The organism is Streptomyces sp. NPDC002602 (assembly GCF_042889445.1).
GTDB lineage: Bacteria > Actinomycetota > Actinomycetes > Streptomycetales > Streptomycetaceae > Streptomyces.
This window is the reverse complement of the sequence record NZ_JBIAQX010000005.1, coordinates 153,363-171,268: the sequence shown is the minus strand read 5'-3', so window position 1 is coordinate 171,268 and position 17,906 is coordinate 153,363. Positions and strand designations below refer to the sequence as shown.

Genomic DNA, 17,906 nt, shown 5'->3' with positions numbered 1-17,906 from the left:
CTGCGAAAGCCGGCGGATCCGGGCGTGCCCGGGCGGCGGCGGGGGAGCCGGGGCCGAGGGGAACGAGCCGGCGCAACCCTCGCTACCATGGGTTGTCCGGACCTGACCGGGGCACCGGATCCGCTTGAGGAGCGCTCTTGCCAGACGAGGTCCAGCCAATCTCCGCCGCGCAGCCCGATCCGCAGCCCGAGGAGGCCGCGGCGGCCGCAGCCACGCCCCCGCCGGCCCCACCGGTCAAGCCCGCCCAGGCGAAGCCGGCCGGGTCCTCCAACCGGGTGCGCGCCCGGCTCGCGCGCCTCGGCGTACAGCGTTCCAACCCGTACAACCCGGTACTGGAACCCCTGCTCCGCATAGTCCGCGGCAACGACCCGAAGATCGAGTCGGCGACGCTGCGTCAGATCGAGCAGGCGTACCAGGTCGCGGAGCGCTGGCACCGCGGCCAGAAGCGCAAGAGCGGCGACCCGTACATCACGCACCCGCTCGCGGTGACCACGATCCTCGCCGAGCTGGGCATGGACCCGGCGACGCTGATGGCGGGCCTGCTGCACGACACCGTGGAGGACACCGAGTACGGGCTGGACCAGCTCAGACGCGACTTCGGCGACGCGGTCGCGCTGCTCGTCGACGGGGTCACCAAGCTCGACCGGGTCAAGTTCGGCGAGGCCGCGCAGGCCGAGACCGTGCGCAAGATGGTCGTCGCCATGGCCAAGGACCCCCGGGTCCTGGTCATCAAGCTCGCCGACCGCCTGCACAACATGCGCACCATGCGCTACCTCAAGCGGGAGAAGCAGGAGAAGAAGGCCCGCGAGACGCTGGAGATCTACGCGCCCCTGGCCCACCGGCTGGGCATGAACACGATCAAGTGGGAGCTGGAGGACCTCGCCTTCGCGATCCTCTACCCCAAGATGTACGACGAGATCGTGCGTCTGGTCGCGGAGCGGGCGCCCAAGCGCGACGAGTACCTCACCGTCGTCACGGACGAGGTGCAGACCGACCTCAGGGCGGCCCGCATCAAGGCCACCGTCACCGGCCGGCCCAAGCACTACTACAGCGTCTACCAGAAGATGATCGTGCGCGGTCGCGACTTCGCGGAGATCTACGACCTGGTCGGCATCCGGGTCCTGGTGGACACCGTCCGGGACTGCTACGCGGCCCTGGGCACCGTGCACGCGCGATGGAACCCGGTCCCCGGCCGGTTCAAGGACTACATCGCGATGCCCAAGTTCAACATGTACCAGTCGCTGCACACGACGGTCATCGGGCCCAGCGGCAAGCCGGTCGAACTCCAGATCCGCACGTTCGACATGCACCGCCGCGCCGAGTACGGCATCGCCGCCCACTGGAAGTACAAGCAGCAGACCGTCGCCGGCACCTCCAAGGTGCGCACCGACGTGCCGCAGGCGGCCAAGGGCAGCGCCGGCCAGGACACCGTCAACGACATGGCGTGGCTGCGGCAACTGCTGGACTGGCAGAAGGAGACCGAGGACCCGGGCGAGTTCCTGGACTCGCTGCGCTTCGACCTCTCCCGCAACGAGGTCTTCGTCTTCACGCCCAAGGGCGATGTCATAGCGCTGCCGGCGGGCGCCACCTCGGTGGACTTCGCGTACGCCGTGCACACCGAGGTCGGTCACCGAACGATAGGAGCGCGGGTCAACGGGCGGCTGGTGCCGCTCGAATCGACCCTCGACAACGGCGACCTGGTCGAGGTGTTCACCTCCAAGGCCGAGGGCGCCGGACCGTCCCGGGACTGGCTGGGCTTCGTCAAGTCCCCGCGGGCCCGCAACAAGATCCGGGCCTGGTTCTCCAAGGAACGCCGCGACGAGGCGATCGAGCACGGCAAGGACGCCATCGCGCGGGCCATGCGCAAGCAGAACCTGCCGATCCAGCGGATCCTGACGGGAGACTCGCTCGTCACCCTGGCGCACGAGATGCGCTACCCCGACATCTCCTCCCTGTACGCGGCGATCGGCGAGGGCCACGTGGCCGCGCAGGGCGTCGTCCAGAAGCTGGTGCAGGCCCTCGGCGGCGAGGAAGCCGCCAACGAGGACATCGAGGAGAGCATCCCGCCGGCGCGCGGCAAGTCCAAGCGCCGCGCCAACGCCGATCCGGGCGTGGTCGTCAAGGGCGTGGAAGACGTCTGGGTCAAGCTGGCCCGCTGCTGCACCCCGGTGCCGGGCGACCCCATCATCGGGTTCGTCACGCGGGGCAGCGGCGTGTCCGTGCACCGCGCGGACTGCGTCAACGTGGACTCCCTCTCCCAGCAGCCCGAGCGGATGCTGGAAGTCGAGTGGGCGCCCACCCAGTCCTCCGTCTTCCTCGTCGCCATCCAGGTCGAGGCGCTGGACCGGTCCCGACTGCTGTCCGACGTCACCCGGGTCCTGTCCGACCAGCACGTCAACATCCTGTCGGCGGCCGTACAGACCTCGCGCGACCGGGTCGCCACTTCCCGGTTCACCTTCGAGATGGGCGACCCGAAGCACCTGGGACACGTCCTGAAGGCCGTACGCGGCGTCGAGGGCGTCTACGACGTCTACCGCGTCACCTCGGCCCGCAGGCCGTAGCCCGCGGGCCCCGGAGCCGAACACCGAACGGGCACCACCGGAATCCTCCGGTGGTGCCCGTATCGACGTGGTGAGCCGGCGTCAGCCGCCGAACTCCTCCAGGCCCTTCAGCGCCTGGTCCAGCAGGGCCTGGCGGCCCTCCAGCTCCCGGGAGAGCTTGTCGGCCCGCGCGTTGTTGCCCGAGGCCCGCGCCGCGTCGATCTGCCCGCGCAGCTTGTCGACCGCCGCCTGCAGCTGACCCGTCAGACCGGCCGCACGCGCCCGGGCCTCAGGGTTCGTACGGCGCCACTCGCCATCCTCGGCCTCCTGGATGGCCCGCTCCACGGCGTGCATCCGACCCTCGACCTTGGGACGGGCGTCGCGCGGTACGTGGCCGATGGCCTCCCAGCGCTCGTTCAGGGAGCGGAAGCCGGCACGGGCCGCCTTCAGGTCCGTGATCGGGACGAGCTTCTCGGCCTCGTCGGCCAGCTCCTCCTTGAGCTTGAGGTTCTCCGTCTGCTCGGCGTCGCGCTCGGCGAAGACCTCGCTGCGAGCGGCGAAGAAGACGTCCTGCGCACCGCGGAAACGGTTCCACAGGTCGTCCTCGGACTCGCGCTGCGCCCGACCCGCCGCCTTCCAACTGTCCATCAGCTCGCGGTAACGGGCCGCCGTCGGACCCCAGTCCGTCGACTTCGACAGCGACTCGGCCTCCGAGACCAGCTTCTCCTTGGCCTTGCGGGCGTCCTCGCGCTGCGCGTCGAGCGAGGCGAAGTGCGCCTTTCGACGCTTGGAGAAGGCGGAGCGGGCGTGCGAGAAGCGGTGCCACAGCTCGTCGTCCGACTTGCGGTCGAGTCGGGGCAGGCCCTTCCAGATGTCCACCAGGGCGCGCAGCCGCTCACCGGCACTGCGCCACTGGTCGCTCTGCGCCAGCTCCTCGGCCTCGACGACCAGGGCGTCCTTGGCCGCACGGGCCTCGTCCGCCTGCCGGGCCTTCTGGAGCTTGCGCTCCTCGCGCCGCGACTCCACGGTCGCGACCAGCTTGTCCAGCCGGACGCGCAGGGCGTCGAGGTCACCCACGACATGGTGCTCGTCCAACTGCGTCCGCAGATGGTCGATGGCCGTCTGGGCGTCCTTGGCGGACAGATCGGTGGTCCGCACCCGCCGTTCGAGGAGGCCGATCTCGACCACCAGGCCCTCGTACTTGCGCTCGAAGTAGGCCAGGGCCTCCTCAGGGGTGCCGGCCTGCCACGAGCCGACGACCTGCTCGCCCTCGGCAGTACGCACGTACACGGTGCCGGTCTCGTCGACTCGGCCCCACGGGTCGCTGCTCACAGCGCCTCCTCCACCTGATGCCTTGCGAGGGGTTCACCCCCTGGGCATCGTCCACAGTTTCCTGGGGCGGGCCGCGCCCGCCCTGCACAACGCCAACATAGGCGACCGCCGGGCCGGCTGTCCGCATCCCGCACGACGGAATATCGACGCGCGGGCGGGAGGCCGGCCGGGCCGGGCCGCCGTCACTCGGTCCTCGGTCAGTTCTTGGTGACGACGCCCTTCTCGATGGTCACACCGTTCTTCGGGGCCCCGTCCTGGGCCCCGTCGGCGGTTCCCGCCTTGGCGATCTCCTCCAGGACCTTCACGCCGGCCGCGTCGATCTTGCCGAAGGGCGTGTACGTGGGAGTCAGCGGGCTGTCCTTGTAGACGAGGAAGAACTGGCTGCCGCCGCTGCCCGGCTGCCCCGTGTTCGCCATCGCCACCGTGCCGGCCGGGTAGACGACCTGACCCTGGGCGTTCGGTTTGCCGAGGGAATCGAGGTTCTCGTCGGGGATGGTGTAGCCGGGGCCGCCCGTCCCGGTGCCCTCGGGGTCGCCGCACTGGAGCACGAAGATCCCGCCGGTCACCAGACGGTGGCACTTGGTCTTGTCGAAGAAGCCCTTGTCGGCGAGCGACTTGAACGAGTTGACGGTCTGCGGGGTCTTCGCCGCGTCCATCTCGAACTTGATCGCGCCCGCGTTCGTCTTCAGGTCGAAGGTGTACTTCGCCTTCTGGTCGATCGCCATGGCCGGCGGCGACTGCTTGGGCGAGGGCGAGGACGACGGGGTGTCCGTCGGGTCGGTCGCCTTCGTGTCCTTCGAATCGAAGACGCCTCCCACCACCAGGCCGATCAGCGTGGCGACCACCACGGCCACCGCCGCACCGATCACCGCCATGTTGCGGCGCGCCTTGCGCCGGGCCGAGGCCCGGTTCGCCTGCTGGCGCTCGTACTTCTCCCTGGCGAGCTGTCGCCGACGCTGATCGCTCGTGACCACCGGTCGTCTCCTTGTGCGTCTCTGGTACCGCTGTCCGGGCTGGGCTAGGCCGTACCGTATATGGGTTCGCTGTGTAATGAGCGGCGCCGGTAGGCTCTGAGCAGCGGTATTTCCATCCGCGGCCGCTTCCGTGGCCCCATCGGACGACGATTGAGGACGAACGTGCTGATTGCCGGGTTCCCCGCCGGGGCCTGGGGGACCAATTGCTATGTGGTCGCCCCCGCCGCCGGTGAGGAGTGCGTGATCATCGACCCCGGCCACCAGGCCACCCAGGGCGTCGAGGACACGCTGAGGAAGCATCGGCTCAAGCCCGTCGCGGTCGTCCTCACCCACGGCCACATCGATCATGTGGCCTCGGTGGTCCCGGTGTGCGGAGCGCACGACGTGCCGGCCTGGATCCACCCCGCCGACCGCTACATGATGAGCGATCCGGAGAAGGCCCTCGGCCGGTCCATCGGGATGCCGCTCATGGGCGAGCTGACCATCGGCGAACCGGACGACGTCCGGGAACTGGCCGACGGAGCCGCCCTGAGATTGGCTGGGATGGACTTCTCCGTGGCCCACGCGCCCGGGCATACCGAGGGGTCGGTGACGTTCGGGATGCCCGAGGCGGCCGACATCCCGCCGGTCTTCTTCTCGGGCGACCTGCTCTTCGCCGGCTCCGTCGGACGCACCGACCTGCCCGGCGGCTCCCACGCCGAGATGCTCCGGTCGCTGGCCCGCGTGTGCCTGCCGCTGGACGACTCGACCGTGGTGCTGTCCGGCCACGGTCCCCAGACCACCATCGGGCGCGAACGCGCGACCAACCCGTACCTGCGGGAAGTCGCCGCCGGCGGCCCGGACCGCGGAGACGGCACCGCCGCTCCACGACGAGGAATGTGACGAGAGTTTCGTGAGTACTTTTCAGGCCCCCAAGGGCACGTACGACCTGCTGCCCCCCCGCTCCGCGACCTTCCTGGCGGTGCGCGAGGCGATCTCCGGCCCGCTGAGGAACTCGGGCTACGGGTACGTCGAGACCCCCGGCTTCGAGAACGTCGAGCTCTTCTCGCGCGGCGTCGGTGAGTCCACCGACATCGTCAGCAAGGAGATGTACACCCTCACGACCAAGGGCGGCGACCAGCTCGCCCTGCGCCCCGAGGGAACCGCGTCGGTGCTGCGCGCGGCGCTCCAGGGCAACCTGCACAAGGCCGGCCTGCTGCCCGTCAAGCTCTGGTACTCCGGTTCGTACTACCGCTACGAGCGCCAGCAGGCGGGCCGCTACCGCCACTTCTCGCAGGTCGGCGCCGAGGCCATCGGCTCCGAGGACCCGGCCCTGGACGCCGAGCTGATCATCCTGGCCGACCAGGCGTACCGCACGCTGGGCCTGCGCGACTTCCGCGTCCTGCTCAACTCGCTGGGCGACAAGGAGTGCCGCCCGGTCTACCGCGAGGCCCTCCAGACCTTCCTGCGCGGGCTCGACCTGGACGCGGAGACCGTGCGCCGGGCCGAGATCAACCCGCTGCGGGTGCTCGACGACAAGCGCGAGGACGTGCAGAAGCAGCTCGTCGGGGCGCCGATGCTGCGCGACTACCTCTGCGACGCGTGCAAGGCGTACCACGAGGAGGTGCGGGCCCTGGTGACGGCGGCCGGCGTCGCGTTCGAGGACGACGAGAAGCTGGTGCGCGGTCTCGACTACTACACCCGGACCACCTTCGAGTTCGTGCACGACGGCCTGGGCTCGCAGTCGGCGGTCGGCGGCGGCGGCCGCTACGACGGCCTGTCCGAGATGATCGGCGGCCCGTCGCTGCCGTCGGTGGGCTGGGCGCTGGGCGTTGACCGGACGGTCCTCGCGCTGGAGGCCGAGGGCGTGACGCTGGACATCCCCGCCGCGACCTCCGTCTTCGGCGTGGCGCTCGGCGAGGAGGCCCGCCGGGTGCTCTTCGGCAAGGTCACGGAGCTGCGGCGGGCCGGCATCGCCGCCGACTTCGCGTTCGGCGGCAAGGGCCTCAAGGGCGCGATGAAGGACGCGAACCGCTCGGGGGCGCGCTTCGCGGCCGTCCTCGGCGAGCGCGACCTCGCCGAGGGCGTCGTCCAGCTCAAGGACATGCAGTCCGGCGAGCAGGGCCCGGTGGCCCTGACGGACCTGGTGGACGTGCTCCGCGCCAGGCTGGCCTGACCGAGACCGCCCGAGGAGGGGCGGGGCCGGGGACCGCTCCCCGACCCCGCCCCCCTTCGCGCGTTCCGGGGGGCACGGGCACGGCCCGGAGCCCCTCGGGCCGGCTTCCTTACGTCCATCGAACGGTGGGCGCACAGCCCCGTACGGCACAATGGCCGGTCCTTGACGACCTTGCAGATGTGGAGCGGGCGGGTATGACGACAACAGGTGCTGACGCGGACGCCGCCCGGACCCACGGCGGCAGCCGGGCCCTGGCGCTCCTTCTGGTGATCACGGGAGCGGCCGGACTGCTCGCCGCCTGGGTGATCACCATCGACAAGTTCAAGCTGCTGGAGGACCCGAACTTCACGCCGGGGTGCAGCCTCAACCCGATCGTCTCCTGCGGCAACATCATGAAGAGCGACCAGGCGTCCGTCTTCGGGTTCCCCAACCCGATGCTGGGCCTGGTCACCTACGCGATCGTGATCTGCGTCGGCATGAGCCTGCTCGCCGGGGCCCGCTTCCGGCCCTGGTACTGGCTGACCCTCAACGCCGGCACCCTCTTCGGCGTCGCCTTCTGCACCTGGCTGATGTACCAGTCGCTGTACAACATCAACTCGCTGTGCCTGTGGTGCTGCCTGGCCTGGGTCGCCACCATCGTCATGTTCTGGTACGTCACCTCGCACAACGTGCGCCAGGGGCTGCTGCCCGCCCCGGGGTGGCTGAAGGCCTTCTTCGACGAGTTCACGTGGGTCGTGCCCGTGCTGCACGTCGGGATCATCGGCATGCTGATCCTGACCCGCTGGTGGGACTTCTGGACCTCCTGAGCCCTCCGGAGGTCTCCTGAGCCCGACGGCCGTGTCGGTGGGCTCGCATAGGCTTCCCGTGTGGAACCAGATCTCTTCACCGCCGCAGCCGAGGACCGCCAGGAAAAGGACCCGTCGAGCTCTCCGCTCGCCGTCCGGATGCGTCCGCGCACCCTGGACGAGGTCGTCGGCCAGCAGCACCTGCTGAAGCCCGGCTCGCCGCTGCGCCGTCTCGTCGGCGAGGGCGCCGGGGGACCCGCCGGGGCCTCGTCGGTGATCCTCTGGGGGCCGCCGGGCATCGGGAAGACCACCCTCGCGTACGTGGTCAGCCAGGCGACGCAGAAGCGGTTCGTGGAACTGTCCGCGATCACGGCGGGCGTGAAGGAGGTACGGGCCGTCATCGAGGGCGCCCGACGCGCGGCCGGCGGGTACGGCAAGGAGACCGTCCTCTTCCTCGACGAGATCCACCGCTTCAGCAAGGCCCAGCAGGACTCCCTGCTCCCGGCCGTGGAGAACCGCTGGGTGACCCTCATCGCGGCCACCACGGAGAACCCGTACTTCTCGATCATCTCCCCGCTCCTGTCGCGCTCCCTGCTGCTGACGCTGGAACCGCTGACCGACGACGACCTGAGCGCCCTGATGAAGCGGGCGCTGGAGGAGGAACGGGGCCTGGGCGGGGCCGTCACCCTGCCGGCCGACGCGGAGGCCCACCTGCTGCGCATCGCCGGCGGCGACGCCCGGCGGGCCCTGACGGCGCTGGAGGCGGGGGCCGGATCGGCCATCGCCAAGGGCGAGGAGGAGATCACCCTCGAAACCGTCGAGGAGGCGGTCGACCGGGCGGCCGTGCGCTACGACCGGGACGGCGACCAGCACTACGACGTGGCGAGCGCGCTCATCAAGTCCATCCGCGGCTCCGACGTGGACGCGGCGCTGCACTACCTGGCACGGATGATCGACGCGGGGGAGGACCCCCGGTTCATCGCGCGACGCCTGATGATCTCCGCGAGCGAGGACATCGGTCTGGCGGACCCCACGGCCCTGCCGTTGGCTGTGGCCGCGGCCCAGGCCGTGGCCATGATCGGTTTCCCGGAGGCGGCCCTGACCCTGTCGCACGCCACGATCGCGCTGGCCCTGGCACCCAAGTCGAACACCGCCACGACCGCGATCGGCGCCGCGCTGGCCGACGTACGGGCCGGGCTGGCGGGCTCCGTACCGACGCACCTGCGCGACGGCCACTACAAGGGCGCGGCGAAGCTCGGTCACGCCGCCGGATACGTCTACCCGCACGACGTCCCCGGCGCCATCGCCGCGCAGCAGTACGCGCCGGACGAGATCCACGGCAAGCGGTACTACGAGCCCACCCGGTACGGCGCCGAGGCGCGGTACGCGGACGTGGTGGAGAAGGTCCGCGAGCGCCTGCGCGGGTCGTAGCGGTCGCCGCGTCGGGAGGCCGCCTAGGCTCCGGGCATGGGACGTCGGGCTCCGCTCATCGCCGTCGCGGCCGTGTTGCTGGCCGCCGGATGCCACCACGGGGACGGGGAGAAGAGTCCCGCCGGCATCGCGGCGCTCGTCTCGGGGGCGCCGCTCACGAGCCCCGGGTTCCCGCCGACCGCGCGGGAGGCGGCTGACCGGTTGGCCGGGCTCAAGGTCGAGTGGGGCAGGAACTGGCAGACCTACAAGCGGGAGAACTTCGGCCGCCACTGGTCGGACGAGACCGACTCCCTCGGCGGCCGCAACGGCTGCGACACCCGGGACGACGTGCTGCGCCGGGACCTCAAGGACCTCCGGGAGGGTGACCGCAACCCGTGTGTGGTGCTCTCCGGGGTGCTGCACGACCCGTACACCGGCAAGGAGATCCCCTACACCTACCGCCGTGCCTCCGGGATCGAGACGGACCACGTCGTCGCGCTGGGCGCCGCCTGGCGGGGCGGGGCCCACGCGTGGACGCCGCAGCGCAGGCTGGAGTACGCCAACGACCTGAACGTCCTGCTCGCCGTGGACAAGCGGACCAACCAGGACAAGGGCAGCAGGACCGCCGACAAGTGGAAGCCCCCGCGGCGGGCGTACTGGTGCGAGTACGCCCGGCGCTACACCGGCATCAAGGTCGCGTACGGGCTGTCCGTGACGCCGCCGGAGAAGGCCGCCCTCGTCGAGATGCTGGGGACCTGCCCTCAGGGGTGACCGGCCGCCGAGAAGAGCGTGTGCATCGCCCGGCGCAGGCCGCAGATGTCCGAGACCGGCTCCGGGAAGTCGAAGCGGGCGTCGAAGGCGCACGAGGGGTCGCCGCCCGTGAAGCGCACGCGCAGCCCCAGCCGGTCGAGGGCCAGCGGGACCGCCTTCATGCCCTGCGCCTCGCGGGTGCCGAGCAGCCCGCACAGGTCCGCGATCCGGTCGCCGTGGGCGGCGGAGAGGTGCTGGAGGAGTTCCGTCTCGTGGGCGACCATCGGGTCCGGCTCCGCCGCCGCCAGGTCGTCCGGGTCCACCTGCTCCGCGCCCCACAGGTCGTCCACCGAGATCTCGCCGACCTCCAGGCGGAGCATCATCCAGGCCGGGCGGCCCGAGTACGGGGCGTCCAGGGACTCGGACATGCCGAGCAGCTCGCCCACCGGACGGCGCTCCGCGAGCAGCGCCGCACAGGCCGGTCGGTCGTCCCCGCGCACCGGCGTCAGCCACCCGGCGAGCCACGCGCGGCCTCGGATACGATGGGGCACGGACACCGGCGCCACATCCGTGATCTCGATCACGGCGGTGAGGTCGCCGTCCTGGGCGTGAGCGGCTGCCCTGGCAGCCGCGGATTCCCCTGAAACAAGGAGAATCACGTCCCCGTCCGGGGTGACGGTCCGAGCGGCCGGCAGCCCTGTCCCGAACTCTTCCTGGTCGAAAGCACCCGGGAGCGTGAGGGATACTGAGGCGTTGGACTCTACGAGGGTTCGTACGCGTTCGGCTCCGGTGAGCTGCCGAACGCCTTCCCTGGGACGCGGCTGACCTTGCTTATCGTCGTCGAAAGCAGATTCCGTTTCGTTGGAATCTGAACTTCGACGCGCACTGGGCAGGGGGATCCCATGTGGTCGAGACATTACGTCCTCCTCGCTAAGGTAAGCCTCACCTAACTTACATGGAGGTAGGTTCCACGTGAACCAGAAGCGACCCAAGGTCAAGAAGTCGCGTGCCCTCGGCATTGCGCTGACCCCGAAGGCCGTCAAGTACTTCGAGGCCCGCCCCTACCCGCCGGGCGAGCACGGCCGTGGCCGCAAGCAGAACTCGGACTACAAGGTTCGTCTGCTGGAGAAGCAGCGTCTGCGCGCTCAGTACGACATCTCTGAGCGTCAGATGGCCCGCGCGTACGACCGCGCCAAGAAGGCCGAAGGCAAGACGGGCGAGGCGCTGGTCGTCGAGCTCGAGCGTCGCCTCGACGCCCTGGTCCTGCGTTCGGGCATCGCCCGCACCATCTACCAGGCCCGCCAGATGGTCGTTCACGGCCACATCGAGGTCAACGGTGGCAAGGTCGACAAGCCGTCGTTCCGTGTCCGCCCGGACGACGTCATCACGGTGCGCGAGCGCAGCCGCGAGAAGGTTCCGTTCCAGGTTGCCCGTGAGGGTGGCTACGCAGGCGAGGGCGAGACCCCCCGTTACCTGCAGGTCAACCTGAAGGCCCTGGCCTTCCGCCTGGACCGCGACCCGAACCGCAAGGAAATCCCGGTCATCTGCGACGAGCAGCTCGTCGTCGAGTACTACGCCCGCTGATTCGGCGGACGTAGCCTCACAGGCTGGTTCAGCCCGCCGGTTCCCCCTTGGGGGAGCCGGCGGGCTTCCTGCTGTCCGCGCCCGCCCCGGCGCGGCCCGCCGTCCGGGTCGGCATCGTACGAGGCCTCGGCAGCGCGGCCGCGGGCGCCCGCTCAGGCCCCCGCAACGCCCGCTCGACCAACGCGTCCGACGACAGGGCACGCCCGTGCCGGGCGCCGGCGGCGTAGCGCTCGGTGCCGATCAGCTCGCCCGCGCGCTCCAGGCACCTCAGCCGGGGCGCGTTGAAGTACCCCGAACCGAAGAGCCGCAGCCCGACCCCGTCCCACATCGGCTCGGCCGCGCCCTGGAGCACCGCCGCCTCCGTCGGATGCCCCTCCGTCACCGTGACCAGGGCCAGCAGCTCCACCGCGAGGACCAACCCCACCAGGTCCCGGAACGCGTGGTTGATCTCCACGCACTCGGTCAGCAGTGACCGGGCCCGCCCCGTGTCCCCGGCGTCCAGCGCCGCGTACGCCAGCACGTACAGCGCGTACGCCTTCGTCCAGAGCTCCCCGCGCTCCTCGCAGATCTCCCGGACCTCCTCGCACAACGAGAGCGCGCCCGCGGGCTCCCCGAGGAAGGCCAGTGACATCGCCAGCTCCACCTGGCACATCAACACGTTGCTGTTCAGCTCCCCGGCCTCGCGGTAGCGCTCCAACGCCGCGCCCAACAGCTCCCGGGCCCGCGGCATGTCGTCCGAGACCAGGGCCAGGCAACCCAGGCGGTGCACCGCGTACGCCGCGGCCACCGGGTTCCCGGCGCGGACCGCGCCGTCCCGGCACTCGTACAGGGCGCTCATCGAGGCCACCGCGTCGCCCTGGAGGGCGGCGACGTACCCCAGCACCCAGAGCGCCTTCAGCCGCGAGCTCTCGTACTCGGGGCCCGGAACGTGCTCCAGCGCGCGGTCAAGCCAGTGCCGCCCCTCGGTGAGCCGGCCGCAGCCCGCCCAGTAGAACCATAGGGTGCCCGCCAGGTACTGGCCCAGATGCAGCTCCTCCGGTTCGTCGAGGCAGCACTCCAGGGCCAGCCGCAGGTTCGGCAGCTCCGCCTCCACCAGCGCGGCCACCTCCCGCTGACGCGGACTGAACCAGTCCAGCTCGCACCACGTCGCCAGCCCCATGTACCAGTCCCGGTGCCGGCGCCGCAGGCGTCCGGCGTCGCCCAGAGACTCCAGCCAGCCCGCGCCGTACAGCCGCACGGTCTCCAGCATCCGGTAGCGCACCCCGGCCGCGGTCTCCTCCTTCACCAGCAGCGACTGGGCCAGCAACTCCCCGACCAGGTCCAGCACGGACTCCACCGGCAGGTCCCGACCGGCGCACACGTACTCGGCGGCGTCGAGGTCGAACTGCCCGGCGAAGACCGAGAGCCGCGCCCACAGCAGGCGCTCCGGCGGCGTGCACAGCTCGTGGCTCCAGCCGATCGCCGTACGCAGCGTCCGGTGCCGAGGCAACGCCCCGCGTGCCCCGCCCGTCAGCAGGGCGAACCGGTCCGCCAGCCGGGCCGACACCTGCTCCGGCGCCAGCGCGCGCAGTCGGCCCGCCGCCAGCTCCAGCGCCAGCGGGATCCCGTCGAGCCGCTCGCACAGACCGATCAACGCCGCCCGGTTGGCGTCCGTCACCTCGAAGGCCGGATCGAGGGCCGACGCCCGGGACGCGAGCAGGGCCAGGGCCTCCTCGGTGACCGGCGGGGCCAACGGGAAGACCAGCTCCCCGTCCACCTCCAGCGGACGCCGCCCCGCGGCCAGCACCCGCAGCCCGGGGGAGCGGCGCAGCAGCTCCCGCACCAGGACCGCGCACTCGTCGACCAGCTGCTCGAACCCGTCCAGGACCAACAGCAGCCGGCGCTCCGCCAGGTGCTCGGCCAGGACGGTCCGCAGCGGCCTGGTGGTGTGGTCGGTCAGTCCCAGCGCCTCGGCGACGGTGAACTCCAGGAACGCCGGATCCCGCACGCAGGACAGCTCCGCCCACCACACGCCGTCGCAGTAGCGTTCCTGCTCGGCCGGGGTCCCGGCCGCCTCCAGCTCCCGGGCGGCCGCCAGCACGAGCCGGGACTTGCCCACGCCCCCGACCCCTGTCACCGTCACGAGCCGCGAGGTCCCCAGGAGCCGTTCCAACCCGTCGAGTTCGTCACCCCGGCCGACGAACTCGCTCAGCTCCGAGGGAAGATTGCCCCAGGTCCTGTTTCGAAGGGGTCTCTGTCGCATGGGACACGGAGAGTACTGGTCCGGACGCGCCCCGTACAAGGCGGACCCCGTGGCTCCGGAATTCCGGTACGGGCGGGGATCTCCGGCGCGATAGGGTCGGACGACGACCTTTATACGTGGCGATCGATGTGCAGAGAGTGGTGCGAAGTGTCCGGTGGAGAGGTGGCCGGGATCCTCGTGGCCGTCTTCTGGGCCATTCTGGTCTCCTTCCTCGCCGTGGTGTTGGTGAGGCTGGCCCAGGTCCTGAAGGCGACCACCAAGATGGTGGCCGACGTGACCGAACAGGCGGTCCCGCTGTTGGCCGACGCCTCCACGACCGTCCGCTCCGCGCGCACCCAGCTCGACCGGGTCGACGCGATCGCGAGCGACGTCCAGGAAGTCACCTCCAACGCCTCCGCGCTGTCCTCCACCGTTGCCTCCACCTTCGGCGGCCCCCTGGTCAAGGTCGCGGCCTTCGGCTACGGGGTCCGCAAGGCGCTGGGCAAGGACACGGACGGCGCGCCGAGGAAGACATCCCGACGTACCGTGATCGTCGGCCGTACGGTGCCGACGCCCCGGCGCCGGAAGCAGAAGGGCTGAGACCTCCGATGTTCCGCCGAGCCTTCTGGTTCACCGCCGGCGCCGCCGCCGGCGTGTGGGCCACCACCAAGGTCAACCGACAGCTGAAGAAGCTGACACCGGAGAGCCTCGCCGCGCAGGCCGCCGACAAGGCGGTGGAGGCGGGACACCGCCTCAAGGACTTCGCCCTCGACGTCAAAGCGGGAATGACGCAGCGCGAGGACGAGCTGAACGACGCACTGGGGCTCCACCAGGACCCCGACAGGCCCGACAACGTCACCGCCCTCCCCGGGCCGCGACGGCTGCGGGCCCTGGAGAACGACCAGACCACCCACCGCACGAACCACTCGGCGGCCGGGTACAACCGGAATGAGGACCACTGATGGAGTCGGCTGAAATCCGCCGCCGCTGGCTGAGCTTCTTCGAGGAGCGCGGTCACACCGTTGTCCCTTCGGCGTCGCTCATCGCGGACGACCCGACTCTGCTGCTGGTCAACGCGGGCATGGTCCCGTTCAAGCCGTACTTCCTCGGTGAGACCAAGCCCCCGGCCCCGCGGGCCACGAGCGTGCAGAAGTGCGTCCGCACCCCGGACATCGAAGAGGTCGGCAAGACCACCCGCCACGGCACGTTCTTCCAGATGTGCGGCAACTTCTCCTTCGGGGACTACTTCAAGGAAGGCGCCATCAAGTACGCCTGGGAGCTGCTCACCAGCTCCGTGGCGGACGGCGGCTACGGCCTCGAACCCGAGAAGCTCTGGATCACCGTCTACCTCGACGACGACGAGGCCGAGACGATCTGGCGCGACGTGGTCGGCGTCCCCGCCGAGCGCATCCAGCGCCTGGGCAAGAAGGACAACTTCTGGTCCATGGGCGTCCCCGGACCCTGTGGTCCCTGCTCGGAGATCAACTACGACCGCGGCCCGGAGTTCGGCGTCGAGGGCGGCCCCGCCGTCAACGACGAGCGCTACGTGGAGATCTGGAACCTGGTCTTCATGCAGTTCGAGCGCGGCGCCGGCGACGGGAAGGAAGACTTCCCGATCCTCGGCGACCTGCCGTCGAAGAACATCGACACCGGCCTCGGCCTCGAACGTCTCGCCATGATCCTGCAGGGCGTGCAGAACATGTACGAGACCGACACCCTGCGCGTGGTCATGGACAAGGCCACCGAGCTCACCGGCGTCCAGTACGGGGCCGCCCACGGCACCGACGTCTCCATGCGCGTCGTCGCCGACCACATCCGCACCTCGGTGATGCTCATCGGTGACGGGGTGACCCCCGGCAACGAGGGCCGCGGCTACGTGCTGCGCCGCATCATGCGCCGCGCCATCCGCAACATGCGCCTCATGGGCGCCACCGGTCCCGTCGTCCAGGAGCTCGTGGACGTCGTGATCGACACGATGGGGCAGCAGTACCCGGAGCTGGTCACCGACCGCAAGCGCATCGAGACCGTCGCCCTCGCCGAGGAAGCCGCCTTCCTCAAGGCCGTCAAGGGCGGCACGAACATCCTCGACACCGCCGTGAGCGAGACCAAGGCCACCGGCGGCACCGTCCTCTCCGGCGACAAGGCGTTCCTGCTCCACGACACCTGGGGCTTCCCGATCGACCTCACCCTGGAGATGGCCGCCGAACAGGGCCTCTCCGTGGACGAGCCCGGCTTCCGCCGCCTGATGCAGGAACAGCGCGACCGCGCCAAGGCCGACGCCAAGGCCAAGAAGACCGGCCACGCGGACATGTCCGCCTACCGGGAGATCGCCGACGGCGCCGGAGCCACCGAGTTCACCGGCTACGCCACCAACCAGGGCGAGTCCACCATCGTCGGCCTGCTGGTCAACGGCGTCTCCGCGCCCGCCGCCTCCGAGGGCGACGAGGTCGAGATCGTCCTGGACCGCACCCCCTTCTACGCCGAGGGCGGCGGCCAGCTCGCCGACCAGGGCCGGATCAAGCTCGACTCCGGCGCCGTCGTCGTCGTCCGCGACGTGCAGCAGCCCGTCCCGGGCGTCTCCGTGCACAAGGGCACCGTCCAGGTCGGCGAGGTGACGGTGGGCGCCTCGGCGTACGCCGCCATCGACGTCAACCGCCGCCGGGCCATCGCCCGCGCCCACTCGGCCACGCACCTGACGCACCAGGCGCTGCGCGACGCCCTCGGCCCGACGGCCGCCCAGGCCGGTTCCGAGAACTCACCCGGCCGCTTCCGCTTCGACTTCGGCTCCCCGAACGCCGTCCCCGGCACGGTCCTCACCGACGTCGAACAGAAGATCAACGACGTGCTCTCGCGCGAGCTGGACGTCACCGCCGAGATCATGAGCATCGACGAGGCCAAGAAGCAGGGCGCCATCGCCGAGTTCGGCGAGAAGTACGGCGAGCGGGTGCGCGTCGTGACCATCGGCGACTTCTCCAAGGAGCTGTGCGGCGGCACGCACGTCGGCAACACCGCCCAACTGGGCCTGGTGAAGCTGCTCGGCGAGTCCTCCATCGGTTCCGGCGTGCGCCGCGTCGAGGCCCTGGTGGGCGTGGACGCGTACAACTTCCTCGCCAAGGAGCACACGGTCGTCGCCCAGCTCCAGGAGCTGGTCAAGGGCCGTCCGGAGGAACTGCCGGAGAAGATCGCCTCCATGCTCGGCAAGCTGAAGGACGCCGAGAAGGAGATCGAGAAGTTCCGCGCGGAGAAGGTCCTCCAGGCCGCCGCCGGTCTCGCCGCCGGCGCCCAGGACGTACGGGGCGTCGCGCTCGTCACCGGTCAGGTGCCGGACGGCACCGGCGCCGACGACCTGCGCAAGCTCGTCCTCGACGTGCGCGGCCGACTCGCCCAGGCGCCGGGGCAGGGCGACCGCCCGGCCGTCGTGGCCCTGTTCACCGTGGCGGGCGGCCGCCCGCTGACGGTCATCGCCACCAACGAGGCCGCCCGCGAACGCGGCCTCAAGGCCGGTGACCTGGTGCGCACCGCCGCCAAGACCCTCGGTGGTGGCGGCGGCGGCAAGCCCGACGTCGCCCAGGGCGGCGGTCAGAACCCGGCCGCCATCGGCGACGCCGTCGCGGCCGTCGAGCGGCTCGTGGGCGAGACCGCCCGATGACACTGCGCCGCGGCCGCCGGCTGGCCATCGACGTCGGTGACGCCCGGATCGGGGTCGCCTCGTGCGACCCCGACGGGGTGCTGGCCACACCGGTGGAAACCGTGCCGGGACGGGACATCCCCTTCGCCCACCGGCGGCTGCGGCAGCTCGTCGCGGAGTACGAGCCCCTCGAAGTCGTGGTCGGCCTTCCCCGCTCGCTCAGCGGGCGGGAGGGGCCGGCCGCGGTCAAGGTGCGCGCGTTCGCGAACGAACTGGCCAAGGGCATCAAGCCGGTGACGGTCCGTCTCGTGGACGAGCGGATGACCACGGTCACCGCGGCCCAGGGGCTGCGGGCGTCCGGGAAGAACGCGAAGAAGGGGCGCTCGGTCATCGACCAGGCGGCCGCCGTCGTGATCCTGCAAACCGCTCTTGAGACCGAACGGGTATCGGGTAATCCGCCCGGTGAGTGCGTCGAAGTGGTTGTCTGATCGCGATACGGTAACGTTCCGCGCGATGTGGCGGCATTC

At 70.8% G+C, this 17,906-nt stretch carries 15 protein-coding genes; 11 read left to right on the top strand and 4 right to left on the bottom strand.

What is annotated here, in order from left to right; translation table 11 throughout:
* The first annotated feature begins 137 nt into the window (after positions 1-137).
* On the top strand, positions 138-2,561 hold the full coding sequence (locus ACFYW3_RS16895) for a bifunctional (p)ppGpp synthetase/guanosine-3',5'-bis(diphosphate) 3'-pyrophosphohydrolase (RefSeq protein ID WP_351761962.1): 2,424 nt from the start codon (positions 138-140) through the stop codon (positions 2,559-2,561).
* Positions 2,562-2,642: 81 nt separating this feature from the next.
* On the opposite strand, the gene ACFYW3_RS16890 is transcribed toward ACFYW3_RS16895, so the two are convergent.
* Together ACFYW3_RS16890 and ACFYW3_RS16885 are read right to left on the bottom strand one after the other, a co-directional pair.
* Positions 2,643-3,872 carry a DUF349 domain-containing protein gene (locus ACFYW3_RS16890; protein WP_351761960.1) on the bottom strand — a complete coding sequence of 410 codons (1,230 nt, stop codon included), beginning with the start codon at positions 3,870-3,872 and terminating at the stop codon, positions 2,643-2,645.
* A gap of 197 nt (positions 3,873-4,069) precedes the next feature.
* A complete protein-coding gene (locus tag ACFYW3_RS16885) occupies positions 4,070-4,846 on the bottom strand; it encodes a peptidylprolyl isomerase (protein WP_389386651.1) in 777 nt (258 codons plus the stop codon).
* Positions 4,847-5,008: 162 nt separating this feature from the next.
* Here ACFYW3_RS16885 and ACFYW3_RS16880 point away from each other — a divergent pair, with 162 nt between their 5' ends.
* The 5 genes from ACFYW3_RS16880 to ACFYW3_RS16860 all read left to right on the top strand — a co-directional run bounded on the left by ACFYW3_RS16880 (position 5,009) and on the right by ACFYW3_RS16860 (position 9,967).
* A complete protein-coding gene (locus ACFYW3_RS16880; RefSeq protein ID WP_351761955.1) occupies positions 5,009-5,728 on the top strand; it encodes an MBL fold metallo-hydrolase in 720 nt (239 codons plus the stop codon).
* A 10-nt stretch (positions 5,729-5,738) separates the two neighbouring features.
* A complete protein-coding gene (gene hisS, locus ACFYW3_RS16875) occupies positions 5,739-7,001 on the top strand; it encodes a histidine--tRNA ligase (protein WP_351761952.1) in 1,263 nt (420 codons plus the stop codon).
* Positions 7,002-7,195: 194 nt separating this feature from the next.
* Entirely contained in the window at positions 7,196-7,807 is a 612-nt protein-coding gene (locus ACFYW3_RS16870; protein WP_351761950.1) for a vitamin K epoxide reductase family protein, read from the top strand.
* A gap of 60 nt (positions 7,808-7,867) precedes the next feature.
* A complete protein-coding gene (locus tag ACFYW3_RS16865; protein ID WP_351761947.1) occupies positions 7,868-9,217 on the top strand; it encodes a replication-associated recombination protein A in 1,350 nt (449 codons plus the stop codon).
* A gap of 36 nt (positions 9,218-9,253) precedes the next feature.
* Positions 9,254-9,967: an HNH endonuclease family protein gene (locus ACFYW3_RS16860; RefSeq protein ID WP_389386650.1), complete on the top strand. Its 714-nt coding sequence runs from the start codon at positions 9,254-9,256 to the stop codon at positions 9,965-9,967.
* On the opposite strand, the gene ACFYW3_RS16855 is transcribed toward ACFYW3_RS16860, so the two are convergent.
* Positions 9,958-10,863, bottom strand: coding sequence for a DUF2470 domain-containing protein (locus tag ACFYW3_RS16855; protein ID WP_389386649.1), 906 nt, complete (start codon positions 10,861-10,863; stop codon positions 9,958-9,960). The two genes, ACFYW3_RS16860 and ACFYW3_RS16855, sit on opposite strands and share 10 nt — an antisense overlap.
* 55 nt (positions 10,864-10,918) lie before the next feature.
* On the opposite strand from ACFYW3_RS16855, the gene rpsD reads away from it, so the two are divergent.
* Positions 10,919-11,530: a 30S ribosomal protein S4 gene (gene rpsD / locus ACFYW3_RS16850; RefSeq protein ID WP_030294564.1), complete on the top strand. Its 612-nt coding sequence runs from the start codon at positions 10,919-10,921 to the stop codon at positions 11,528-11,530.
* Between the two features lie 28 nt (positions 11,531-11,558).
* Here rpsD and ACFYW3_RS16845 read toward each other — a convergent pair whose 3' ends face one another.
* Positions 11,559-13,772 carry an ATP-binding protein gene (locus tag ACFYW3_RS16845; RefSeq protein ID WP_389386648.1) on the bottom strand — a complete coding sequence of 738 codons (2,214 nt, stop codon included), beginning with the start codon at positions 13,770-13,772 and terminating at the stop codon, positions 11,559-11,561.
* Positions 13,773-13,898: 126 nt separating this feature from the next.
* Here ACFYW3_RS16845 and ACFYW3_RS16840 point away from each other — a divergent pair, with 126 nt between their 5' ends.
* From ACFYW3_RS16840 to ruvX, 4 genes are read left to right on the top strand one after another with little or no spacing between them, the layout of a single operon-like run.
* The gene (locus ACFYW3_RS16840) at positions 13,899-14,351 is read left to right on the top strand and encodes a DUF948 domain-containing protein (RefSeq protein WP_351761936.1); all 453 of its coding nucleotides are present in this window, start codon (positions 13,899-13,901) and stop codon (positions 14,349-14,351) included.
* An 8-nt stretch (positions 14,352-14,359) separates the two neighbouring features.
* Positions 14,360-14,713: a DUF6167 family protein gene (locus ACFYW3_RS16835; protein ID WP_053676635.1), complete on the top strand. Its 354-nt coding sequence runs from the start codon at positions 14,360-14,362 to the stop codon at positions 14,711-14,713.
* Positions 14,713-17,400, top strand: a complete 2,688-nt coding sequence (gene alaS / locus ACFYW3_RS16830; RefSeq protein ID WP_351761932.1) for an alanine--tRNA ligase — start codon at positions 14,713-14,715, stop codon at positions 17,398-17,400. Before ACFYW3_RS16835 ends, alaS begins: the two co-directional genes overlap by 1 nt.
* On the top strand, positions 17,397-17,867 hold the full coding sequence (gene ruvX, locus ACFYW3_RS16825) for a Holliday junction resolvase RuvX (RefSeq protein WP_351375270.1): 471 nt from the start codon (positions 17,397-17,399) through the stop codon (positions 17,865-17,867). Before alaS ends, ruvX begins: the two co-directional genes overlap by 4 nt.
* Positions 17,868-17,906 lie beyond the last annotated feature (39 nt).